Genomic DNA, 23,013 nt, shown 5'->3' on the forward strand with positions numbered 1-23,013 from the left:
AACTTTTTCTGCTTTATTTCTTGAACCTTGACCACCAGGGCAGGGCGGCAACATCCCGGGTGGCTACCAGGGTAGAGCTGGCAACCTCCCGGCCCTGGTACAGGATTTTTACCTGGCCCAGTTCCTGACCTTTGCTGATGGGAGCTTTGACAAAAGCTGGCAGGAGCACGCGCTTTTCCAGGAAAGCTGCCTGGGCCACGGGCACGGTAAAACCGGCCGTCATCAGCGGCGCTACAGGGACGGCAGTCACTTCCCCGTTTTTGACATACACCTGGCCGGCAGGTTCCCCGGCCCTGGCTGTTTCGTTATAAAAGCCGTTAAAGCCATAATCCAGGAGGGCGCGGGCGTCAGCATAGCGGTCGGAACTGCCCAGGACGACGGCAATGAGCTGGCGTCCCTCCCTGGTAGCCGAGGCGACCAGGCACTGACCGGCGTCACTGGTTGTACCTGTCTTTACTCCATCGGCACCGGGATAGGAGCCAAGCAGGCGGTTGGTATTATAGAGATAGCGCACACCTTCCGGCGCCGGGATCTGGTCTTCTTGCGTCGCTACTAACTGGCGAAAGACAGGGTTGCCCAGGGCGTAACGGGCCATGAGGGCCAGGTCGTAGGCGGTGGTATAATGGCCCGGATCCGTCAGGCCGTGGGGATTGTTAAAATGGGTGTGATAGGCCCCCACTTGCAGGGCTTTACGATTCATGAGCCAAGCAAAATCCTCTTCCGTGCCGGCCAGGCTTTCGGCAATAGCTACGGTGGCGTCATTGCCGGAATTCAGCAGGGCCCCTTTAACCAGGTCGCCCAGGGTCACTATTTCTCCCGTGGTCAAATAGATACTGGCCCCGGGCGTGGTGGCGGCATACTCGCTTACCTTAACGGGGGTATCCAGCCGGCCCAGCTCCAGGGCCAGGATGGCGGTCATGATTTTCGTCGTACTGGCAGGTGGCCGCTCTTTCCTGGCGCCGTGCTCATACAGAACCTGGCCGGTACTGGCTTCCATTAAAATAGCTGCCGGTGCCGTAAGGTAAGGTTCACTGGCAGCCTTTGCCATTCCGGACCAGAACAAGTAACCTATGATTAGAAGCAGCCCGCAAACAAACCTTCGCAACAGGCCTTCACTCCCCCGGAAAATTTTCATTAAACAGAGGTTATTATATCCAGGGAAGGACGGCCTTATAAAAAACGGGCACCTTCTTTAAAGGAGCTCGGAAACTGTTACCAGGGCATAACCTCGTTCTTTTAGTTGTTTTAGAAGCTCCGGCATGGCCTTGCTTGTCGGTGCGGTTGGGTGCAGCAGGACAATGGCACCGTTCTGGCATTTAGGGATTATTGTCGTCAGGATATCCTCGGGTTTGGTATTGGGCAGATAATCCCCGGTATTGATGGTCCACATGATGAATTTATACCCCAGGTCCCCAGCCGCTGCCACCACCTGGGGTTTACTCTCACCATAGGGAGGAGAATAGAGGGCAGGTTTCTTGCCGGTAATGGCCATCAGGGTCGCTTCCCCTGCCTGGATGTCGCGGCGGTTCTCCTCCCGGCTTAAATTATCGGGATGGGGATGGCTCTGGCCGTGGTTACCTATTTCATGGCCGCCGGCCAGCATCTCCCGCACCAGGTCCGGGTGACGTTCGGCCCACTGGCCCGTGGGAAAAAAGGTGGCCCGCGCGCCGGCTTGCTGCAGGGCCTGCAAAATAGCAGGCAGGTATTCTTCGCCCCAGTCTATGGTAAAGGTCAGGGCCACGGCCTTGCGACCCGGGTCACCTTGGTAAATGGGCTGGGTTTTCATGGCCGGCACTGCCCTTCCCGCCAGCCAGCGCCAGGCAGTAAAACCAAGGACCAGTAATAACCCCGCGGCTGCTAAAACCCCTAACCGCCGCAGCCACTGCCGCCGGTAGTAGAGCACATACATTGACCGCACCACCTTTTATTGAGTACTGATCAATGTATATGCCCTTCACGCCGTAATCAGACTCGGCGGCTAGCGCGGCCGCCGGCTGTTTAAAATGCGGTTACCGCCTTCCCGGCCGTGCCGGCGAAAATGGCGCCCGCCCCCTTCAGGTACTGCTTGCGGCAGGGCTTCTTTACGGGACAGTTTAAGCCGCCCCTGGGAATCAAAGCCAATGGCCTTGACAAGAATATAATCGCCCTCCTGGACCACGTCTTCCACTTTTTCCACCCGCTCGTTGGCCAGCTGCGAAATGTGCACCAGGCCCTCTTTGCCGGGCATACCTAGGACCCCGGGGATAACTTCGACAAAGGCGCCAAATTCGGTTATCCTGGTCACCTTGCCGTTATATACTTTACCCGTTTCCACTTCCTGGGTCAAGGCCTGGATAATCTCTACCGCCCGCTTCCCATTGGCGGCATCGGTGGAAGCGATAAAGATGCGGCCATCGTCTTCGACATCAATCTCCACACCGGTTTCTTCAATGATCTTTTTGATAATCTTGCCACCCGGCCCGATGATATCGCGGATTTTATCGGGATCAATGGTCATGGTCAGCATCCGGGGGGCATAAGGGGAAAGCTCCGGCCGCGGTTGCGGGATGGTGGCCAGGATCTTCTCCAGGATGAACAAGCGTCCCCGTCGCGCCTGTTCCAGGGCCCGTTCTAAAATGGCCCGGTCTATGCCCGGGATTTTTATATCCATCTGCAAGGCTGTTATGCCGTTTTTGGTGCCGGCAACTTTAAAATCCATATCTCCCAGGGCATCCTCAATCCCCTGGATGTCCGTGAGTATAGCAACCTGGTCCCCTTCCTTGACCAGGCCCATGGCCACCCCGGCCACCGGCGCCTTAATAGGTACACCGGCGTCCATGAGGGCCAGGGTGCTGCCGCAGACGCTGCCCATGGAAGTGGAGCCATTGGAACCAAGGACCTCGGAAACCAGGCGAATGGCATAGGGGAATTCTTCCTCCGGGGGGATCATCGGTTCCAGGGCCCGTTCCGCCAGGGCACCATGGCCAATTTCCCGGCGGCCGGGAGCACGGATAGGCCGCGCCTCCCCGACACTATAGGGAGGAAAGTTATAATGGTGCATATAGCGTTTGGACTCGTCGACCCCCAGGTCGTCCAGGATCTGCTCATCACTGATGGGGCCCAGGGTAGTTACCGTTAATACCTGGGTTTCTCCCCGGGTAAAGAGGCCCGAGCCGTGGGTGCGGCTCAATACCCCTACTTCACAGGTAATGGGCCGGATCTCATCCAGGGCGCGGCCGTCTATCCTGACGCCTTCGGTAAGGATCATTCTCCGGACAATTTCCTTCTCTATTTTGGCAATTAAATCATTGACCAACCGAGGTACCTCCGGGTGCTCCGCCAGCATCTCTTCTTTGCCGGCCAGCACCAGGTTCTTGATCTCTTCCCGGCAGGCTTCCAGCCGCTTTTCCCTTTCCTGCTTGGCGAGCTTTTCATCGCGGCTGGTGTAGATGGCTTCCCGCAGGCGCGGTGCGGCAATCTCCCGGACCTGGCTTTCCAGTTCGGGAGTCAGGCAGGGTTCGACTACTTCCTGCTTTTCTTTGGCCAGGCCCAGCTCTAAAGCTTCAGCGCGGAAATCATTGATAAAAGCGACAATACGTTTAATCTCTTCATGGGCCTGCATGATACATTCCAGCATCAGATCCTCGGGAACCTCTTTGGCCCCTGCTTCAACCATCATAATAGCCGTATCCGTACCGGCTACTACCAGGTTTAAAGAACTTTTTTCGTCTTCAGCCAGGGTTGGGTTGATAACCGGCTTGTTGTCGATTAAACCTACCCCTACCGCCCCTATGGGCCCCCCAAAGGGAATGGCTGAGATGGTCAGGGCGGCCGAAGCGCCGATGATACCGGCCACATTGGGCGGGCAATCTTGATCTACCGATAGGACTGTAGCGACGATGTGGACGTCGTTGCGGTAATACTTGGGAAATAAGGGCCGGATGGGCCGGTCAATCAACCGGGCCGAGAGGATGGCCTTTTCGCTGGGGCGGCCTTCCCGTTTAATAAAACCGCCCGGGATTTTGCCAGCAGCATAAAGCCTTTCTTCGTAATCAACCGTCAGGGGGAAAAAATCGATTCCTTCCCGCGGTTCCGCTGCGGCTGTGGCCGTGACCAGCACCATGGTACCGCCGTAAGTTACCAGGACGGCACCACCTGCCTGGCGTGCCAGCCGACCGGTCTCCAGGATTAAATCCCGGCCGGCAATGGTGAGGGTTTTCCTTAATACCCCTTGCATTAGTTTCAAGTAGCCCCCTTAAATCATACCATTAATAAACTTTAATTCATTCGACATTTGTTATAGTATTTCCTTCCAATGTCGCCCTAAATACTGTCAAAAACTCATTAAAAAAAGGAGCGGCCCGACCGCTCCCAAGAAATTTACCGCCTTAAACCCAGGGCATCAACAATTTGCCGGTAACGCTCAATGTCGTTGTCCCGCAGGTAGTTAAGTAAACCTCGGCGCTGACCGACCATTTTCAGCAAACCCCGGCGCGAGTGATGGTCCTTGTGGTGCACCTTCAGGTGTTCCGTCAGGTGGTTGATGCGTTCCGTCAGGATGGCAATCTGGACTTCCGGTGAGCCGGTGTCATTTTCATGCTGCCGGTAGCGGGCGATGATTTCCCTTTTTTTGGCTGGATCCAGGGCCATCAGCGTCACCTCCTTCTCCTTAAAATCCCCAGCGGGCCAAGAAAAGCGTCGGAGCTTCGCTAATCCTCGCCTCGGGTTCATTAACTATATTATAGGCCTACCGGGCACTAAACGCAACTATTCCTTTTGCCTGCCTGTTACTTACCAATAATGGTAATCACCAGACGCCCGGCCAGCACATCTTTCACCACCAGGTCAAAGGGGCGCCCGGAAGCTGCAATAAAACCCCGAAAACGGGTGGCCGTGGGTATATGGCCGGGGATACTCCTGGCTGCTACCTGGATATCATGCTCATTAATTTGTTCCTGGCGAAAGTCCTGCAGGCGTTTCCTGGCGTGGGCAGTAATCAATACCTTCATTTTTCCCAGCCCCAATCTGGCCATGGTAAATTTCTGGATTCTCCGCAGTATATTTTACGCCATGGCCCTGCGTGTGGTTACGCCTGCCGGTCTCAGGGTTGAGAGGTAACTCGCGCGCCCTGGCGCAGTCTTCCTGCAGCTGGGCTACTAATTCCCTGATAGAAGCAAATTTGCGCTCCGGGCGTAAATATGCGCGCAGCTCGAGTTCTAATTCCTGGCCATAGAGGTTGCCCTCAAAGTCCAGTAAATGGGCTTCAATAGTTGCCGGCAGGGCCGGTCCAAAGGTAGGGCGGCGGCCGATATTGACCACCGCCCGGTGCACCTGGCCCTGGAAGCGGGCCAGGCAGGCGTAAACGCCCCATCCTGGCAGCTTGATTTCCGGCGGTACGGCCAGGTTGGCAGTTGGAAAACCGAGTTCACGACCGCGCCGGTCGCCGCCAACGACGGTACCGGCCAAGACCGGCCAGTAGCCCAGGAGTTTTCTGGCGAGCAAAATATCGCCCCGGTCAAGGGCGTTGCGAATGGCGGTACTGCTGACGGTTAACCCTTTGTAGGTTACCGGGGCCATTACTTCGACCTTAAAACCCAGCTCTTCTCCCAACCGGTGCAATAAAGCCGGCGTGCCCGCGCCCCGGTGGCCGAAGGTGAAATTAAAGCCCACGGCCACCAGGCGCGGTTGAAAATGGGGCCAGAGAATATCCTGCACAAAGGTTTCCGGGGGAAGCTGCGCCAGTTCTCTGGTAAAGGGCAGGATAAACAAAAAGTCAACTCCCAGGGCGGCTATCAATTTTTCCTTCATGGCCCTGGTCGTTAAAAGGCCTGGCGGGTTATCACCTAGTACCTGGACGGGATGGGGTGAAAAGGTAATAACTACTGCCAGTTTCCCCTCCGTCCTGGCTTTCTGAACAATATTGCCAATGAGCTGCTGGTGGCCCCGGTGGACGCCATCGAAATTCCCCAGGGCCAGATAGCAGCCCCTGGCTATTTCCCCTTCAGGTATTCCCTGCCGTACTTGCATCGCTTTACTCCTTTACTGCAAAACCTTGTCGGGTTTAAAACAATATCCTTCACCTTTTGGCACCACCCTGGCCACGGCCAGGAGAACCCCGCCGGGGGTTTCCAGGCGGACCAGGCTCCCCGGCCGGAGCGCCGGTACCAGGGCGCAGTCAGCCGGGTCGAGGATAGCGCCATTAGCCACTGCTTTGATGGCCTTATCCCTGACGGTAATTGCTGGCAGGTGGGTAATACCCGCTGCCGGTGGCAGGAGAAAGTCCCGGCTGCCACCGGCCACCTGCACCTTAATTTCTTCCAGGGTCCAGGCCTCCTCCAGTTTAAAACCGCCGGCGCGGGTGCGCAGCAAAAAGGCCAGGGTAGCCCCGTAACCCAGGTAATCACCCCAGTCGGCTCCCAGGGTACGGATATAGGTGCCTTTGGAACAGGTAATATCTGCCACAACCCGGAAGAACGGCCCGTCCGGCCATCCTTTAAGCACCTGGAAAGTCTCGATGTTGACCCGGCGGGTCGGTCTTTCCACCTCCCGCCCCTCCCGGGCCAGTTCATAGAGGCGCCGTCCCTGGTAATGAACTGCTGAAACCATGGGAGGTACCTGGTCGATTGTACCGGTAAAACGCCGGGCCGCCGCCTGAAGCTCTTCGAGCTTTAAGCCCGGGCACCCCGGTCTGGCCAGGACGCGGCCGCCGAGATCCTGAGTATCAGTTTTGAGCCCCAGGATAAATTCCGCCCGGTAAGCCTTGCCACCGGCCTGGATATATTCCAGTAAACGGGTGGCTTTGCCCACAGCTACCGGCAGCACCCCGGCAGCCATGGGATCCAAGGTGCCGCCATGGCCAATCCTCCGTTCCTTTAAAAGACGGCGCAAGTCCTGGACGACATCGTGGGAAGTAAGGCCGGGAGGCTTTAATACGTTGATAAAACCTGTTACCATTAAAGTTCCTCACCTGCTGACGCAACAACCATGGCTACAATGGTATCCAGGTCACCTTTAACGGTGCAGCCGGCGGCGCGGCGGTGGCCGCCGCCGCCAAAGCGGGCGGCTACCGCGTTAACGTCGACGATTTTTTTAGAGCGCAAACTAACCTTAACCAGGCCGCCAGGCAATTCCCGGAAGAGCAGGCCTACCTCAACGCCGGCAATGCTGCGCGGGTAATTTACCAGCCCTTCGGCATGTTCCGGCCGGGCACCAGCAGCCTCTAACGCGGCCCTGGAAACCGTCAGCCAAGCTACCCTACCGTCATAGGCCAGGGTCAAGGTGGGTAAAACTGCCGCCAGCAACCGGATACTGGCCAGGGGCTTCCTATCCCAGAGGTATTCCCTGATCAGGGATAAATCCGCCCCCAGCTCCATGAGCCTTGCCGCCAGGCGCATGGTCGTAGCCGTACAGTTTTCATACTGGAAAGAGCCGGTGTCGGTAGCCAGAGCTGTATAAAGACAGGTGGCTATCGCCGGGGTAATGGTTACCGGCATTCTTTCCAGGACGGCATAGACTAACTCGGCCGTTGCTGCCGCCCGGCTGTCCACCAGGTTCAGGTGCCCGAAACGGGTATTGCTGACATGGTGATCGATGTTAATTACCATCCGGGTTTTTTCCCGCCACTGGCTGAAGCCTTCCCCGGCCCGCTCCATGTCGGTACTATCGACCATTACCAGCAGCGGCGGTACCTCTGTTACCTTCTCTGGTGGAATGATGGTTTCCTGGCCGGGCAAAAAGTGGAACATCTCCGGTACCGGGTCGGCGTTAACGGCCACTGCCCTTGCACCCCGCTGCCGCAGGGCCAGGGCCAGGGCCAGGGTGGAACCCAGGCAGTCCCCGTCCGGGATAATATGAGAGACAACGGCAACATCCCGGGCCGCGGCCAGGACGGCAACTATACTTTCAACGGCCGTCATGTCCCTGCTCCTCTGCCTTGACGCGCGCCAGCAACCTGTTGATATGATCGCCGTGCTCGATGGAAGCATCAAATTTAAAGGTAATTTCCGGAGTATAACGCAGTTTCAGGCGCTGGCCTATTTCCCGCCGCACAAAGCTGGTTGCCCTGGCCAGGCCTTCCATGACCTCACTCTTTTGGGCTTCATCCCCGTAGATGCTGACGTATACTTTGGCATAGTGGAGGTCGTTGGAAAGCTCTACTCCTGTAACTGTAACCAGGCCGGCTTCCAGGCGGGGATCTTTCAATTCATCCCGCAAAATCTGGGCAATTTCTTTTTTCATCTGTTCGGCAACCCGCTCAACCCGCAGCGCCACGGCCATCGCCTCCCTACAGTTCCCGTTTAACCTCTTCTATAATATAAGCTTCGATAACGTCGCCAATCTTAATATCGTTAAATTTTTCCAGACCGATGCCGCATTCATAACCCTGGGCTACTTCCCGGACGTCATCCTTAAAGCGTTTCAGGGATTCAATGCGGCCTTCAAAGGCCACTACCCCGTCCCGGATTACCCGGGCCAGAGCTCGGTTCTGAACCTTGCCTTCGGTGACAAAGCAGCCGGCCACCGTACCTACCCTAGGCACTTTAAAGGTCGCCCGTACTTCGGCCCGGCCCAGGACCACTTCTCGTTTCTCCGGCTCCAGAAGACCGGTCATGGCGGCCTTGACCTCGTCGATTACCTCATAGATCACCCGGTAGAGACGGATTTCTACCCCTGCTTCTTCCGCCGCCCTCCGGGCGTTGGCGTCCGGGCGAACGTTAAACCCGATGATGATAGCTTTGGAAGCTGCGGCCAGCATGACGTCGGTTTCCGTAATGGCACCGACTCCGCCATGAATGATATTAACTTTAACTTCGTTGGTAGACAACTGCTCCAGGGCCGCCCGCAGGGCTTCCACCGAACCCTGCACGTCGCCTTTGACCACCAGGTTAAGCTCCTTGATCTCGCCTGCTTCCATCTGCTTGAATAGGTCATCCAGTGATGTCTTGTTGGCTGCCTTAAATTCTTCCTGGCGGCGTTCTTCCTGGCGCAAGGTGGCAATTTGGCGGGCCAGCTTTTCATCCTCCACAACCTGGAAAATGTCACCGGCCTGGGGTAAATCGGAAAGGCCCAGGACTTCCACCGGCATAGAAGGCTCGGCGCTCTTTACCCGCTCGCCTTTATCGTCAAAGAGGGCCCTGACCCGGCCGTAAACCGCCCCGGCTACCAGGTTGTCACCTACTTTAAGGGTACCTTTCTGGACCAGCATGGTAGCCACCGGGCCACGACCTTTATCCAGCTTGGCTTCAATGACAATCCCCCGGGCCGGGCGATTGGGGTTTGCCTTTAGCTCCATCATATCGGCCGTGAGTAAGGTCATTTCCAGCAATTCATTGAGGCCCTCTTTTTTAAGGGCTGAGACGGGTACCATAATGGTATCGCCACCCCACTCCTCCGGTACCAGGCCGTACTCCGTCAGCTGCTGTTTGACCCGGTCGGGGTTGGCCTCGGGACGATCTATTTTATTAATGGCCACGACAATGGGTACGCCGGCAGCTTTGGCATGGTTAATGGCCTCCACCGTCTGGGGCATGACGCCATCATCGGCAGCCACCACCAGGATGGCTATATCCGTCGCCTGGGCTCCCCTGGCGCGCATGGCCGTAAAGGCCTCATGACCGGGGGTATCCAGGAAAGTAATCTTCCGGTTTTTAACCTTTACCTGGTAGGCACCAATATGCTGAGTGATACCGCCAGCCTCGGTAGCCGTAACATTGGTGCGCCGAATGGCATCCAGCAAAGAGGTCTTGCCGTGATCGACATGGCCCATAACGGTTACTACCGGCGGCCGTTCTTGCAAGCTTTCCGGGTCATCAGGCAGGTCTTCCAGGAGGGTAATGGGTTTCTCCTCTTTAACCTCAACAATGGCCCCCATTTCCTGGGCGACAATGGCGGCCGTATCTATATCCAGCTCCTGGTTGATGGTGGCCATTACGCCCTGGCCCATTAAAAACTTGATAACTTCAGCCGCCGTTTTACCGAGCCTTTTTGCCAGTTCCTGGACAGTAATGCTGCCCGTCAAAGTTATCCGGCGGACGACTTTGGGTGCTTCCTGCTGAGCGACCTTAGCTTTATTTTTATCTTTGTCCCGCCGCAGCAGGCGTTCCTCCCGCTGCTGTTCAAGCTCTACCAGCTTACGGCTGCGGCCAGTTTCAGCCTGTTTGGCAGCCGGCTTACCCACCGGCCGTTCCCGCCGTTTTTCCGGCGCCTCCTTGGCAACTGCCTCCGGCGGTTTCGGTATACGCAGCTGTTTATTTCGCGCCGGCCTGCCGGCGCCTTTACCTGCCGGGCGCGGGGCAGCCACCTGGGCTGGTACCTGTACCTGCTGGTCAACCCTGGCCGTCCGCTCCTCCCGTTCCTGGCCCCGGCGGCCTTCCTGCTCCTGGCCTTTGTTTTCTCGCCGGCGGGCCTGCTTATGATCCTGCCGTTTTTTAGCCTGTCCGGGTTGTTGTTTCCCTGATTGCTGGTTCCCGTTTTCCCCCTTGCCGGAACGCTCCTTACTTTCATATTCCCGGTGCTGTTCCGGTTGCGCTGCCGCTGGGGCAGGTTCCCCTGCAGCCGGCTTCTGTTCTTTTTCCGGACGGGTCTTAACCCCTGCCTCTGCCGCCGGTGTGGAAGGTGCTTTCCCGATAACCTGCTGGGGCTGGGCAACAACTTCCACCGGCGACGTCGCTCCTGCCTGTTGCTGCTTGAGCTTAGCCGCCCTGGCTGCTCGCCACATCTGCCGGTAATGGTTGCGGATTTTTATTACTTCCCCGTTTTCCAGGACACTCATATGGGAACGGGTATAGATGCCCAGTTGAGCCATGGTGTCCATTAGATCCTTATTAGAAACCCGTAATTCCTTGGCTAATTCGTAGACGCGTGTTTTGGCCATTAAACCACCCCCATAATCTCATGCACCAACCTCCCGTACATGTTGCCGGATTAACCTGGCCAGATTTGCATCAGTAACGCCGACGACGGCACATGGAGGTTTACCTAGCGCTACTCCTATGGTAACTTTATCGCCATAAACAATTGCTTCAATGCCGGATTCCCGGCAGGTTGCCAGTAGTTTACCCCTCATCCGGGGGCTGCTGTCAACTGCCAGCAATAAGAGAAAAACCTTTCGCCTCTTGATAGCCGCCATAACTGCCTGGTATCCCCAGGCTACCTTGCCAGCCCGGTAAGCCAGGCCGAGGAGGTTATAAACTTTATTCATGACCATTACCCCGGGTGAGGCTGGCTTCGAGGTCAGCCATGACCTCCGGGGTTAGGCTTACACCCAGGGCCCGCTCCAGGGCCCGGCTTTTAAGGGCTTTGCGCAGGCATTCCACTCTGGGGCAGATATAGGCCCCTCTCCCGGCACGTTTCCCGGTAGGGTCAAGGACCACCTCTTGCGTCGGTGTACGGACAACTCGTAATAAATTACGTTTATCATCACGAGTCCGGCAACCGACACACATGCGCACGGGTATTTTCCTGGGCTTGGGCAAGCTTACTCCTCCTCTATCCCGCCTTCAAGTTCCAGGTCGTTATCCCAGGTATCCCAGTCACCAGCTTCGGATTCACTTTTAATATCGATTTTCCAACCAGTTATCCTTGCTGCCAAGCGGGCATTCTGGCCTTCCTTGCCAATGGCCAGGGATAGCTGGTTATCGGGAACGATTACCTGACTGGCCTTATTTTCTTCATCCACGGTAACGTCCAGGACCCTGGCCGGACTCAAGGAGTTGGCCACAAAGACAGCCGGGTCGTCGCTCCATTTAATAATATCGATTTTTTCGCCCCGGAGTTCCTGGACTACCGCCTGCACCCGAGAGCCTTTGGGTCCCACGCAGGCGCCGACGGGGTCCACCTTTTCATCCCGGGAATGGACGGCAATTTTGGAGCGGGCACCGGCCTCCCGGGCCACCCCCTTAATTTCCACAATCCCGTCATGAATTTCTGGCACTTCCAGTTCAAAAAGCCTTTTAATCAGTCCGGGATGGGTCCGGGACACCAGAATTTGCGGCCCTTTGTTGGTCTTGCGTACTTCGAGGATGTAAGCCTTGAAGCGTTCTCCCTGGCGGTAAACCTCACCGGGGCTTTGCTCGCTTGGCAGGAGGATGGCCTCCGCCCGGCCCAGGTCCAGGATAACATTTTTACCTTCCTGGCGCTGGACAACCCCGGTAACAATATCGTTTTCCCGGCCAATAAACTCATCGTAAATTAAACTCCGCTCGGCTTCACGGATACGCTGGACGACTACCTGTTTGGCCGTCTGGGCGGCTATACGCCCAAAATCCCGCGGCGTTACCTCCTTTTCTACCACATCGCCGATCTCATAATTGCTATTTATAACCCGGGCTTCCGCCAGGGAAATCTCCGTCCGGGGATCGCTTACTTCTTCGACCACCTGGCGCTGGGCCAGGACTTTAATCTCCCCTGTGTCACGCTGGATTTCCACCCGGACATTGTGAGCCGACCCAAAGTTTTTCTTATAAGCCGATATCAAGGCTGCCTCGATGGCTTCCAGCAGGATGTCGACCTTAATACCCTTTTCCTTTTCCAGGTCCTGTAATGCTTGGATAAATTCAATATTCATCCTTAGGCCTCCTCATCCTCCGCCAGGTCAAACACCAACCTGGCAGTCGCTACCTGGTCCAGGGGGACGGCCAGCTGGCGACCATCATCGAGCTGCACCTGCACCTGCCCCTCCCGGTAACCCAGGAGCCGCCCCTGAAAATGACGTTGACCGTCAATGGGGGCAAACATACGCAATCTCACTTTTCGCCCGGCAAAACGCTGAAAATCGGTTTCTTTCTTTAAGGGGCGCTCCAGGCCCGGCGACGATACTTCCAGGTAATAACTATTGGGGATGGGATCTTCCTGGTCCAGGATGTCACCGACGGCACGGCTGACCTTTTCGCAATCATCCAGGCCGATACCTTCCGGCCGGTCGATAAACAGCCGCAGGATATAGCGCCCTCCTTCCCGGCCGTACTGCAGGTCGACCAGTTCGTAGCCCATCCCGGTCAGTACCGGTTCCACCAGGCCCTGAATTAATTCCGTCAGTTTGCTCAAAAGGGTAGCCTCCCAGGTTTTCAACATAAAAGAGTGGGCACTGACCCACTCTTTTCCAGCAACACACCAGGTAATGTCTGAGTGAAAACAACCTGAAAATAGTATAGCACAGGTTGCTCCGGGCTGCAAGGGAAAAAATAAATTGGCCTATGCCCCCCGGTTCAGATCGCTTAATGGGAAGTTGTATTTCTCTACCCTTTAGCGCGAAATGCAAGTTCAAGCATTTAAAAATACGCGCGGTATTCTAGCGGCCGAGGATGCCCCGGAATGGGTTAACAACCCCGGCGCTGATTGGGTGAAAAAATTGCGGCAGCCCATGGCTTCCCCCTCAGGGTGTTAAGTTGTACTTAACCCGGATATCCCCCACCCTCTCCACACCATCGCCGTTTTTCCTCCGCTTATGTTCCTATTTTCACAATTAAGCCAGGTTTAATGAGGAATTGTACCCCTCTACATCTTCCGCAAATGATCCTCCAGCACCATGCCCAGGGTCAGATAGTCCCGGTACAGCTCGCGGTACCTGGCGGCATTTTCAGGGTCAGGGATGTACGTTTTGGCGAAACCGCAGCCCATCTTTTCCTGGGCCGCCTCCACCGTCGGGTACAGCCCGGCAGCAACGGCGCCGAACATGGCTGACCCCAGGGCGCAGGTCTGGTCCGAGGCGGCTACTTTAATGGGCATGGCCAGCACATCGGCCAGGACCTGCATGACAAAGTCGTTCTTCCTGGCGATGCCGCCCAGGGCGATAACTTCTTTGATTTCGATGCCTTCTTCCATAAACCGGTCGTTGATGGCCCTGGCTCCATAGGCCGTGGCCTCTACCAGGGCGCGGAAAATCTTAGGCGCGGTGGTTCCAAGGGTCAGGCCGGTAATGGCTCCCTTCAATGTCTGGTCCGCGTAGGGGGTCCGCCGGCCGTTGAGCCAGTCCAGGGCCAGTAATCCCGTCTCACCGGCGGGGATCCTGGCTGCTTCTTCTGAAAGGCGCTGGAGGAGGCGGCCTTCTATCTCTTCTTGTAGCTTTGCCCCGATTTCCCTGTCCACCAGGGAGATTTCTGGCAGCAGAACCTCCAGGGGCCAGGAAAGGAGGTCTTTGAACCAGGCATAGACGTCGCCGTAGGCTGACTGGCCCGCTTCCAGGCCGATGAGGCCGGGTATGACCGAGCCGTCTACCTGGCCGCAGATGCCGCCGATTAATTTATCGCCGATTGTTTCCTTAGGAGCAACCATTATGTCGCAGGTGGAGGTGCCCATAATCTTCACCAGGGCTCCGGGGGTGATCCCGCCGCCCACGGCGCCCATGTGGGCGTCCACGGCCCCTACCGCTACCGCGATCCCCGGCGGTAGACCGAGCCGCTCCGCCCATGCGGGCGTGAGATTCCCGGCCCGGGTAGCGGCGGTGTACGTCTTGCTGTAGAGCCGGTCGCGCAGGCCCTGCAGGAGGGGATCGATACGTACCAAGAATTCTTCCGGCGGCAGCCCTCCCCATTCTTCGTGCCACATGGCCTTATGCCCGGCCGCGCAGCGGCTTCTCTTGAGTAGCCGGGGATCTTCGGTGCCTGTGAGCAAGGCTGGTATCCAGTCGCAATGTTCCACCCAGGAATAGGCTGCTGCCCTTACCGCCGGGTCGTGACGTAAAACGTGGAGGATCTTGGCCCAGAACCACTCGGAGGAATAGACCCCGCCTTCATATTTGGTGAAATCGCTGCCGCCCCAGTGGCGGGCCGCATAGTTGATCTCCCCGGCCTCCTGCACGGCGGTATGGTCCTTCCAGAGGATGAACATGGCGTTGGGGTTCTCGCTAAATTCTTCGCGCAGGGCCAGGGGGCGTCCGCCAGCATCGACAGGACCCGGTGTTGAACCGGTGGTGTCGATACCGATGCCCACCACCCGCTGCGCCGCCCCCGGCGGGAGTCCAGCCAGCGCCCCCTTGACGGCGGCTTCCAGCCCTTCGAGATAGTCCAGGGGGTGCTGGCGGAATTGATTCTTGCCCGGATCGCAGTACATACCTGCGGCCCAGCGCCGGTAATATGCCACCTCTCTGGCCAGCTCTTCTCCGGTGACGGCATCGACCACCACCGCCCGCACCGAATCGGTGCCAAAGTCGATGCCGATGACCAGATTATTATATTTCATTAATATCCCCCAATCTATATGCTAATAAAGCTAAAGTGGGAGTGTTATAGAAAACCGCCAAAAAACGCCAGCTGATCGGAGGCAGGCAAGCCGGCTAAGGCACCGTGTTTCTCCAGGGCTTCGATGACCGTTTTGCTCACCCGACTGCGGCGCTGGAGGTCCTCAAGAGAGGTAAAGGGCCGTTCCTGGCGGGCGCGGACGATAGCCTCGGCCGCCGCCTGACCTACCCCGGGCAGGGCCGCCAGGGGCGGTAACAGCTTACCCTTGCCCACCTGAAAACGGCTGGCAGCCGATCTTTGCAAATCAATGCGCTCCATGGTAATGCCCCGGCAGTACATTTCCCGGGCTACCTCCAGGATGGTGAGGATGTTCTTCTCCCGGGCGGTGGCCTCACTGCCCTTTTTCTCCAGGGTCGCGATTTCCTCCTGGATACGGGGCAGGCCGGCAACGACAATATCGGCGTCGAATTCATCGGCGCGGATGCTGAAAAAGGAAGCGTAGAAGGCCTCCGGGTAATAGACTTTAAAGTAGGCGATGCGGAAGGCCATGGTTACGTAGGCCACGGCATGGGCCTTGGGAAAGAGATAACTGATTTTTTTGCAGGACTGGATGAACCATTCGGGTACTCCTGCCGCCCGGATGGCCTCTTCATACTCTTTTTTTACACCCTTGCCTTTACGCACATCCTCCATGGTCCGGAAGGCGATATCGGCCACCACGCCGTGCTGCATGAGGTAGTTCATAATATCATCACGGGTGGAAATGGCCTCGCTGAGTTTGGCCGTGCCGCTTTTAATTAAATCCTGGGCGTTGTTTAACCACACATCGGTCCCGTGGGAGAAACCGCTGATGCGGACCAGCTCGGCGAAGGTCCGGGGCCTGGTTTCCTCCAGCATCTGGCGGACAAAACGGGTGCCGAATTCGGGAATCCCCAGGGTGCCGACCTGGGAACCGATGTCTTCCGGCCGCACCCCCAGGGCCTCGACACTGGAAAAGAGGGACATGGTCCGGGGCTCATCCAGGGGGATCTCACGGGCGTCGACACCGGTGAGGTCCTCCAGCATTTTGATCACCGTGGGGTCATCGTGGCCCAGGAGGTCCAGTTTCACCAGGCGGTGGCTGATGGCTTCATAGTCAAAATGGGTGGTGATGGTATTGCTGCCGGTGTCGTCGGCCGGGCGCTGCAATGGCGTAAAGAGATGGATATCCACCCGCCGGGGGACAACCATGAGCCCCCCCGGGTGCTGGCCCGTGGTCCTCTTGACGCCGGTAATCCCCCTGACCAGGCGGTTGATCTCCGCCTGGCGGGCCTTGAGGCCCCGCTCCTCCAGGTATTTATGGACAAAACCGAAGGCCGTGCGCTCGGCCAGGGTGGCTATGGTGCCGGCCCGGAATACATGGTCTTTGCCGAAGATTTCTTCGGCGTACTGGTGCGCCCGGGGCTGGTATTCCCCGGAAAAGTTGAGGTCGATGTCCGGTACCTTGTCGCCTTTGAAGCCCAGGAAGACTTCAAAGGGGATGTCATGGCCGTCCTTTAACAACCTGGTCCCACAGCGGGGACAATCTTTCGCCGGCAGGTCGGCGCCGCAGTTGACGCTGCCGTCGGTAATAAACTCGCTGTAGCGGCAGGCGGGGCAGCGGTAATGGGGCGGCAGGGGGTTTACTTCCGTAATCCCGGCCAGGGTGGCCACCAGGGAAGAACCCACCGAACCCCGCGAGCCTACCAGGTAGCCGTCTTCGTTGGATTTTAATACCAGCTTGTGGGCGATTAGGTACAGCACGGCAAAGCCGTGGCCGATAATGGATTTCATTTCCTTGTCCAGGCGGGCCCGGACAAGTTCCGGCAAGGGGTCGCCGTACCAGTCATGGGCCCGGGTGGTGACGATGCTGGTTAACTCTTCTTCGGCGCCGGGGATCTCCGGCGGGTAAAACTCGTCGGGGATAGGCTTTAACTCTTCTATCTGGTCGGCAATGAGCCGGGGATTGGTGACTACCACCTGGCGGGCCGTTGCGGCATCCAGATAACTGAATTCCGCCAGCATTTCTTCCGTCGTCCGGTAGTAGAGGGGGGCCTGGACCTCGTCGGCATAACCCTGCCCGGCCTGGAGGATCTGACGGTAGATGGCATCCTCCGGGTTTAAAAAGTGAACGTCACCGGTAGCCACCACCGGTTTGTGAAGTTTTTGGCCCAGGGCGATAATTTGCCGATTCATGTCCATCAGGGCCTGGCGGTCGGCAAGTTTACCTTCCCGGATTAAAAAATCGTTGTTGGCCAGGGGCTGGATCTCCAGGAAATCATAAAAGGAGGCAATCTCCTCCAGGCGTTCGGCGCTTGCCCCGGCCAGGTAATGCCTGATTAATTCCCCGGCCTCACAGGCCGTACCTAAAAGGAGCCCCTCACGGTACTGCTGGATTAAACGGCGCGGCAACCTGGGTTTGCGGTAAAAATATTCCAGATGGGCCCGGGAAACCAGGCGGTATAGATTTTCTAATCCCTGCTTGTTTTTCACCAGCAAGATGATGTGATAAGTCTGCTGGCGGTCGGGTGGCTGGTCGTCCTCATCAAAAAGGTAGCCCTCCAGGCCGTAGATGATTTTTACGCCGTATTTACTTCCGGCCTCGGCGGCTGCCGGGAAGGCCTGCAGGACGCCGTGGTCGGTGATGGCTATCGCTCCATGGCCCCACCGGGCCGCCTGTTTCACCGCCGCCGCTACCTCGGTTACACCGTCCATGGCGCTCATCTTGGTATGGAGGTGCAGCTCCACCCTTTTTTCCGGCGCCGTATCCCGCCGCTCGGGGCGTTCCCCCCGGGCGACGGCGTCGGCAATCAGCACCAGTTCCTGGCTGTAACGGTCGTACTGGACCGGGCCCTGCACCTGCACCCATTCTCCAGCTGCCAAACCGTTCTCCACCAGGGGACCGGCGTCGGCAAAGGCTTTGACGCTGATGGAGTCGGTATAATCGGTGAGATTAAAACTTACCAGCCAGCGCCCGGATTTCAGCTGCCGCGCCGTAAAATCCAGAACTTCCCCCTGGACGGCAACCTGCTTTTCCTCCTCCTGGATTTCCTTCAAGGGCAGGAAAGGAGCCGTAATCTTTTTCCCCAGGAGGAAACCGTTGTCCATATTTTGCCGGCTGTTCCCTTTTTTCTCCTGGCCGTCCTTTTTAGCCGGGCCGTCTTCCTTTCCCACGTCGGCCGCTTCTTCCCTGACCCGGACTAAACGCTCTTCCTGGAGCCGGCGGGAAACGGCCGCCAGTTCTTCCTGGTATTCCCGGTCGGCGACCAGTTCCACCTGCACCTGGTAGCCATACTGCTGCAAGACTTCCTGCAAAACCCTGTCGCCCCGGCAGGACCGTAAGGCCTCCACGGCCAGGGAGACCGGTAGTATCAACTGCAACACCCCAGCACCGGGTTCCAGCCGCGCCCCGGCCAGCCAGGCCGAGGTACCATTACCCAGGCGCCGGGCCACCTCATCCAGGATGGCGGCCTTCTTTTCCCGGCAAAAGGTTGCCAGGTCGGCAGGGGGTGAAGGTCCCAGGATATTAAATATAAATTCAAAGCCGGGAAACTGCCGCGCAAGGAGCTGCCGGCAGGCTTCAATATCCTCGGGTTCCAGGTTGCAGGGAGGGCAGAGGGAAAGGTAACATCTGCCGCTCTTGCGGTCAATTGTAACTTTATGCACGGCCCCCTGCCGGAGTAATTCCTGCCACAGGTTTTCCCTGCCAGCCATGGCCATCAATCCTTACCCCAATCGTTACCGGTACTTTTCCATTTCCCGGGCTAGCATTTCTTTTACCCGGGGCACCAGTCCTTCCCGGGGCAGGGCTAATTCCTGCCCTCCATGCCGCCATTTCACATCCACCGTACCCTGGCTCAGGGTTTTTTTACCTATAGTCAAGCGTAATGGATAGCCTATAAGGTCAGCTTCGACAAATTTCATGCCGGCCCGTTCGTCGCGATCATCAAGCACCACCTCAACACCGGCAGCCAACAGCTCCTGGTAGAGGCCTTCGGCCATTTCCCGCTGGCCGCTGTCCTTTAAAGAGGCGGGAATAATGACCACTTCATAGGGAGCAACGCTCAAAGGCCAGATAATGCCGTGCTCATCATGGTGCTGCTCGACGACGGCGGCCATGGTGCGGCTGACGCCGATGCCGTAACAGCCCATGACAATGGGATGCTCATGGCCCTGCTCGTCGGTATAGGTGGCGCCCAGGGGCTGGCTGTACTTGGTACCTAGCTGGAAAACCTGCCCGACTTCTATCCCGCGGGCCTGGCTTAAGGGGGCGCCGCACTGGGGACAGGGTTCTCCCGCCTCCACCTGGCGGAGGTCGGCAAAGGCTTCCGCTTTAAAGTCGCGGCCGGGGTTGACGCCTACCAAGTGGTAGCCTTCCCGGTTGGCACCGGCTACAGCGTTAACCAGGTATGGAATCTCCAGGTCGGCGTAAATTGGTACACCCCTTAAGCCCACCGGCCCAACATAACCTACCGGCGCGCCGCTTACAGCCATCACCTTCTCGGGGTCGGCCAGGACGAGATGCCGGCAGCCCAGGTAATTCTGAAGCTTTACTTCATTGAGTTCCCGGTCACCCCGGACCAGAGCGGCCACCAGCTGCCCATCGGCCTCATAAAAAATGGTTTTAATCAGCCTATCCGGGGTGATCCCCAGGAAGGTGCTAACTTCGGCTACCGTTTTCTGCCCGGGGGTAGCCACTTCTTTAAGGGACTGCGGTGTTTCCGCTACCGGTTTGGGCAGCGCCCTGGCCGCGGCAATTTCGACGTTGGCCGCATAGTCGCACTTCTGGCAGTATACCAGCAGCGCCTCCCCGGTAGATGCCAGGGCCATAAATTCATGGCTGTAGTTGCCGCCAATGGCGCCGGTGTCAGCCTGGACCGTCCGGAAATCCAGGCCGCAGCGGCGAAAGACATTGCTGTAGGCCTGGTACATTTTGGCATAACTCTGGTTCAGCCCTTCCTGATCCCGGTCAAAGGAGTAGAGGTCCTTCATGATAAATTCCCGGCCTCTGAGAAGGCCAAAACGGGGCCGCCGTTCGTCGCGGTATTTATTTTGAATCTGGTACAGGAGCAAGGGTAATTGTTTATAGGAGCTGACTTCGCTCCGTACCAGGGCGGTGATAATCTCCTCGTGGGTGGGACCCAAGCAAAACTGGCGCTGGTGCCGGTCCCGGAGGCGGAACATTTCCTCCCCGTAAACCTCCCAGCGACCGCTTTCCTGCCAGAGTTCGGCCGGCTGGATAATGGGTAGAACAACCTCCTGGCCGCCGGCCCGATCCATTTCCTCGCGGATGATCCGCTCTAGTTTGGCCAGCACCCGCCGTCCCAGGGGTAAATAAGTATAGATCCCGGCTGCTGCCTTGCGTATGAAGCCGGCCCGCAGTAATAACTGGTGGCTGGCGATCTCGGCCTCGGCCGGCGTTTCCCTTAAAGTCGGTGCCAGTAATTCACTCGTGCGCATTCTCTTCCTCCCCTTCTTCTGCTGCCAGGCGCCTGGCTTCTTCAATAAGGGCCCGGGCCATATCCTCTTCCTTGACCTTGCGGACGGGACGACCGTGGCGAAAAAGAAGGCCGAAGCCAGGACCACCGGCAATACCGACATCGGCCTGGCGAGCCTCGCCGGGGCCGTTGACGGCACAGCCCATGACGGCTACCTTCAGGGGCCTGGCTACATCCTGAAGGTCCTGCTGCACCCGGGCTGCCACCCCTTCCACATCTACCTGGCAGCGGCCGCAGGTGGGGCAGGAAATAAGCTCGATGCCCCGCCGGCGCAGGCCCAGGGAACGCAAGATAGCAAAACCGGCTACCACTTCCTGCACAGGGTCGCCCGTCAAAGATACCCGGATGGTATCGCCTATCCCTTCGTTAAGTAAAATGCCAATCCCTACTGCCGATTTGACAGCTCCCTCCAGGCCGCGCCCGGCTTCCGTCACCCCCAGGTGCAGGGGATAATCCACCTGCCCGGCCAGCCGGCGGTAGGCCTCGATCATCAATGGTACCTCCGCAGCTTTCAGGGAAATTTTTATGTCAAAGAAATCCAGGTCCTCCAGCAGGTGGACATGTTTCAAGGCGCTGGCTACCATGGCTGCGGCCGTTACACCGCCATGGGCGGCCATGGCCTCCTTCTCCAGGGAGCCGGCATTGACGCCGATGCGAATGGGTACCCGCCGGGCAGCCGCTTCCCTTACTACAGCCTTCACCCGCCCGGGCCCGCCAATATTCCCTGGATTCAAGCGCAGGCCGTCAACCCCGCCTTCCAGGGCGGCCAGGGCCAGGCGGTAGTCAAAGTGAATATCGGCGATAATGGGGATATCCACCTGCGCTTTGATCCTGGCCAGGGCTGCTGCCGCTTCTTGATCCGGTACTGCCAGGCGGACTATTTCGCAGCCGGCCCGGGCCAGCCTCTGGATCTGGGCAACAGTAGCGGCGATATCCCGGGTATCGGTATTGGTCATGGACTGGACGGAAATGGGCGCCCCCCCGCCTACGGCCACCTTGCCCACCCGGATCTGCCGCGTTGGCCGGCGCTTAATCTCCATTAAGGTCACCTCAGCTGAAGATGCGGATTAAATCGTGGTAGGTTATTAAAATAAGCAGGCCCATGAGGAGGGCAAAGCCGATGAGGTGGATTAAATTTTCTTTCTCCGCGCTTATTGGCCGGCCCCGCACCGCCTCCAGGCTTAAGAATACCAGCCGGCTGCCATCCAGGGCGGGAATGGGCAGCAAATTGATGAGCCCCAGGTCCAGGCTTAAAACCGCCATGAAGTTCAGGACGTTGGCCAGGCCATAGGTAGCCGCCTGACCCACCAGCTGAATTATGCCCACCGGCCCGACAACCTCGGGGGCCACCTTGCCGGTAACCATTTGCACCAGGCTTAAGATAATAAGCCTGGTAATTTCATAGGCCTGTCTGAGGCCCAGGATGATCGAGGTCCACAAACCCTGCCGCTCCCAGGTAGGGCCGATACCAATCATGCCTACCCCTGACTGGGGATCCCTGATGGTGGTCAGGGTCACCCGCTGCTGCCGGCCGTCCCGCTCGATTGTGAGGATAATTTCCTCCCCCGGATGCTGGTAGATCTGGTGCACCAGGTCGCGCCAGCTATTGACCGGTGTATTGTCGACCATTAAGATTTTATCCCCCGGCTGTAAACCCGCCCTGGCTGCCGGCATCCCAGGTTCCACACGGCCGATAACATTAATATCCGCCGGTATGCCCAGGACCATAAAAACGAAAATAAAAATAAGGACGGCCAGGAGGAAATTCATGCCTGAACCGGCGGCAATGACCCCCATGCGCTTAAGCAGCGGCTGCCGGTTGAAGCCCCGCGGGTCGTCGAGATCCGGGCCCTCCATCCCGGCCATGCGGTTAAAGCCGCCCAGGGGAAAGGCGCGTAAGGAGTAAACCGTCTCCCCTTTTTTCACCTGCCAGATGGCCGGCCCCATACCGATAGCGAACTCTTCCACCTTGATGCCGGCTTTTTTGGCCGCCAGGAAGTGCCCGCCTTCGTGGACCATGATTAAAATACTGAAGATAACCAGGGCCAGGATAATGGTCACTGGGCTTCAGCTCCTTCGAAAATTTGCTTCTACCAAAAATGGTTCTTAATACTATCCCTTAGCCTGGACTGGACGGTACAGGCTCCAGGCTCCGGAGGTTCTCGGCTAGCAAACTTGGCGCTCAGCCTTGCTCGGCGGCGGGGGTGGCCCGACTTTGTTTCTTTGATCAACCATAACGGGGCGTGGCATTTCTCATTCCTGAAGCTACGTTATGATCCCCATCCCGTTCACCGCCGCCTCACTATGACTTAGCTGAGTTTGCTGACGCCTCGAGCCAAGTC

General features: G+C 57.7%; 19 protein-coding genes. All 19 read right to left on the reverse strand.

Annotation, left to right across the window (positions count from 1 at the left end; all coding sequences use genetic code 11):
• Positions 1–13: 13 nt before the first annotated feature.
• The 19 genes from FLZ89_RS15225 to rseP all read right to left on the reverse strand — a co-directional run bounded on the left by FLZ89_RS15225 (position 14) and on the right by rseP (position 22,732).
• Positions 14–1,048 carry a D-alanyl-D-alanine carboxypeptidase family protein gene (locus tag FLZ89_RS15225; RefSeq protein WP_141305236.1) on the reverse strand — a complete coding sequence of 345 codons (1,035 nt, stop codon included), beginning with the start codon at positions 1,046–1,048 and terminating at the stop codon, positions 14–16.
• Between the two features lie 144 nt (positions 1,049–1,192).
• Positions 1,193–1,909, reverse strand: coding sequence for a polysaccharide deacetylase family protein (locus FLZ89_RS15230; protein WP_141264352.1), 717 nt, complete (start codon positions 1,907–1,909; stop codon positions 1,193–1,195).
• 69 nt (positions 1,910–1,978) lie between these two features.
• Entirely contained in the window at positions 1,979–4,216 is a 2,238-nt protein-coding gene (gene pnp / locus FLZ89_RS15235; RefSeq protein ID WP_141264351.1) for a polyribonucleotide nucleotidyltransferase, read from the reverse strand.
• 143 nt (positions 4,217–4,359) lie between these two features.
• A complete protein-coding gene (gene rpsO, locus FLZ89_RS15240; protein WP_054936069.1) occupies positions 4,360–4,629 on the reverse strand; it encodes a 30S ribosomal protein S15 in 270 nt (89 codons plus the stop codon).
• Positions 4,630–4,766: 137 nt separating this feature from the next.
• Entirely contained in the window at positions 4,767–4,988 is a 222-nt protein-coding gene (locus FLZ89_RS15245) for a hypothetical protein (protein WP_141264350.1), read from the reverse strand.
• Positions 4,924–6,006, reverse strand: a complete 1,083-nt coding sequence (locus tag FLZ89_RS15250; RefSeq protein WP_141264349.1) for a bifunctional riboflavin kinase/FAD synthetase — start codon at positions 6,004–6,006, stop codon at positions 4,924–4,926. The genes FLZ89_RS15245 and FLZ89_RS15250 overlap by 65 nt, the downstream gene beginning before the upstream one ends.
• A 12-nt stretch (positions 6,007–6,018) precedes the next feature.
• Positions 6,019–6,933 (reverse strand): tRNA pseudouridine(55) synthase TruB, encoded by a 915-nt coding sequence (gene truB / locus FLZ89_RS15255; RefSeq protein WP_141264348.1) that lies wholly within the window; start codon positions 6,931–6,933, stop codon positions 6,019–6,021.
• Complete coding sequence (locus tag FLZ89_RS15260) at positions 6,933–7,895, reverse strand: DHH family phosphoesterase (RefSeq protein ID WP_141264347.1); 963 nt, start codon at positions 7,893–7,895, stop codon at positions 6,933–6,935. Before FLZ89_RS15260 ends, truB begins: the two co-directional genes overlap by 1 nt.
• Positions 7,882–8,256 (reverse strand): 30S ribosome-binding factor RbfA, encoded by a 375-nt coding sequence (gene rbfA, locus FLZ89_RS15265; protein WP_141264346.1) that lies wholly within the window; start codon positions 8,254–8,256, stop codon positions 7,882–7,884. The genes FLZ89_RS15260 and rbfA overlap by 14 nt, the downstream gene beginning before the upstream one ends.
• A 7-nt stretch (positions 8,257–8,263) precedes the next feature.
• Positions 8,264–10,852, reverse strand: a complete 2,589-nt coding sequence (gene infB / locus FLZ89_RS15270) for a translation initiation factor IF-2 (protein WP_141264345.1) — start codon at positions 10,850–10,852, stop codon at positions 8,264–8,266.
• Between the two features lie 18 nt (positions 10,853–10,870).
• Positions 10,871–11,179, reverse strand: coding sequence for a L7Ae/L30e/S12e/Gadd45 family ribosomal protein (locus tag FLZ89_RS15275; RefSeq protein ID WP_141264344.1), 309 nt, complete (start codon positions 11,177–11,179; stop codon positions 10,871–10,873).
• On the reverse strand, positions 11,172–11,453 hold the full coding sequence (rnpM, locus tag FLZ89_RS15280) for an RNase P modulator RnpM (protein ID WP_141264343.1): 282 nt from the start codon (positions 11,451–11,453) through the stop codon (positions 11,172–11,174). The genes FLZ89_RS15275 and rnpM overlap by 8 nt, the downstream gene beginning before the upstream one ends.
• Before the next feature lie 2 nt (positions 11,454–11,455).
• A complete protein-coding gene (gene nusA, locus FLZ89_RS15285) occupies positions 11,456–12,544 on the reverse strand; it encodes a transcription termination factor NusA (protein WP_141264342.1) in 1,089 nt (362 codons plus the stop codon).
• 2 nt (positions 12,545–12,546) lie between these two features.
• The gene (rimP, locus tag FLZ89_RS15290) at positions 12,547–13,023 is read right to left on the reverse strand and encodes a ribosome maturation factor RimP (protein WP_141264341.1); all 477 of its coding nucleotides are present in this window, start codon (positions 13,021–13,023) and stop codon (positions 12,547–12,549) included.
• Positions 13,024–13,473: 450 nt separating this feature from the next.
• Positions 13,474–15,156, reverse strand: coding sequence for a ribulokinase (locus FLZ89_RS15295; protein WP_141264340.1), 1,683 nt, complete (start codon positions 15,154–15,156; stop codon positions 13,474–13,476).
• A 44-nt stretch (positions 15,157–15,200) separates the two neighbouring features.
• A complete protein-coding gene (locus FLZ89_RS15300; protein WP_253256516.1) occupies positions 15,201–18,893 on the reverse strand; it encodes a PolC-type DNA polymerase III in 3,693 nt (1,230 codons plus the stop codon).
• 18 nt (positions 18,894–18,911) lie between these two features.
• Positions 18,912–20,633, reverse strand: a complete 1,722-nt coding sequence (locus tag FLZ89_RS15305) for a proline--tRNA ligase (protein ID WP_141264339.1) — start codon at positions 20,631–20,633, stop codon at positions 18,912–18,914.
• Positions 20,620–21,711, reverse strand: a complete 1,092-nt coding sequence (ispG, locus tag FLZ89_RS15310; protein ID WP_141264338.1) for a flavodoxin-dependent (E)-4-hydroxy-3-methylbut-2-enyl-diphosphate synthase — start codon at positions 21,709–21,711, stop codon at positions 20,620–20,622. The genes FLZ89_RS15305 and ispG overlap by 14 nt, the downstream gene beginning before the upstream one ends.
• Before the next feature lie 10 nt (positions 21,712–21,721).
• Positions 21,722–22,732 carry an RIP metalloprotease RseP gene (gene rseP, locus FLZ89_RS15315; protein WP_141264337.1) on the reverse strand — a complete coding sequence of 337 codons (1,011 nt, stop codon included), beginning with the start codon at positions 22,730–22,732 and terminating at the stop codon, positions 21,722–21,724.
• Between the last annotated feature and the right edge of the window lie 281 nt (positions 22,733–23,013).

Source organism: Moorella sp. E306M (assembly GCF_006538385.1).
Taxonomy (GTDB): domain Bacteria; phylum Bacillota; class DSM-521; order Neomoorellales; family Neomoorellaceae; genus Neomoorella.

Excerpts from the sequence above, each read along its gene's own strand:
- FLZ89_RS15225 (WP_141305236.1), bottom strand. The coding sequence starts at position 1,048 with ATGGCAAAGGCTGCCAGTGAACCTTACCTTACGGCACCGGCAGCTATT.
- FLZ89_RS15230 (WP_141264352.1), bottom strand. The coding sequence starts at position 1,909 with ATGTATGTGCTCTACTACCGGCGGCAGTGGCTGCGGCGGTTAGGGGTT.
- pnp (WP_141264351.1), bottom strand. The coding sequence starts at position 4,216 with ATGCAAGGGGTATTAAGGAAAACCCTCACCATTGCCGGCCGGGATTTA.
- rpsO (WP_054936069.1), bottom strand. The coding sequence starts at position 4,629 with ATGGCCCTGGATCCAGCCAAAAAAAGGGAAATCATCGCCCGCTACCGG.
- FLZ89_RS15245 (WP_141264350.1), bottom strand. The coding sequence starts at position 4,988 with ATGAAGGTATTGATTACTGCCCACGCCAGGAAACGCCTGCAGGACTTT.
- FLZ89_RS15250 (WP_141264349.1), bottom strand. The coding sequence starts at position 6,006 with ATGCAAGTACGGCAGGGAATACCTGAAGGGGAAATAGCCAGGGGCTGC.
- truB (WP_141264348.1), bottom strand. The coding sequence starts at position 6,933 with ATGGTAACAGGTTTTATCAACGTATTAAAGCCTCCCGGCCTTACTTCC.
- FLZ89_RS15260 (WP_141264347.1), bottom strand. The coding sequence starts at position 7,895 with ATGACGGCCGTTGAAAGTATAGTTGCCGTCCTGGCCGCGGCCCGGGAT.
- rbfA (WP_141264346.1), bottom strand. The coding sequence starts at position 8,256 with ATGGCCGTGGCGCTGCGGGTTGAGCGGGTTGCCGAACAGATGAAAAAA.
- infB (WP_141264345.1), bottom strand. The coding sequence starts at position 10,852 with ATGGCCAAAACACGCGTCTACGAATTAGCCAAGGAATTACGGGTTTCT.
- FLZ89_RS15275 (WP_141264344.1), bottom strand. The coding sequence starts at position 11,179 with ATGAATAAAGTTTATAACCTCCTCGGCCTGGCTTACCGGGCTGGCAAG.
- nusA (WP_141264342.1), bottom strand. The coding sequence starts at position 12,544 with ATGAATATTGAATTTATCCAAGCATTACAGGACCTGGAAAAGGAAAAG.
- FLZ89_RS15295 (WP_141264340.1), bottom strand. The coding sequence starts at position 15,156 with ATGAAATATAATAATCTGGTCATCGGCATCGACTTTGGCACCGATTCG.
- FLZ89_RS15300 (WP_253256516.1), bottom strand. The coding sequence starts at position 18,893 with ATGGCCATGGCTGGCAGGGAAAACCTGTGGCAGGAATTACTCCGGCAG.
- FLZ89_RS15305 (WP_141264339.1), bottom strand. The coding sequence starts at position 20,633 with ATGCGCACGAGTGAATTACTGGCACCGACTTTAAGGGAAACGCCGGCC.
- ispG (WP_141264338.1), bottom strand. The coding sequence starts at position 21,711 with ATGGAGATTAAGCGCCGGCCAACGCGGCAGATCCGGGTGGGCAAGGTG.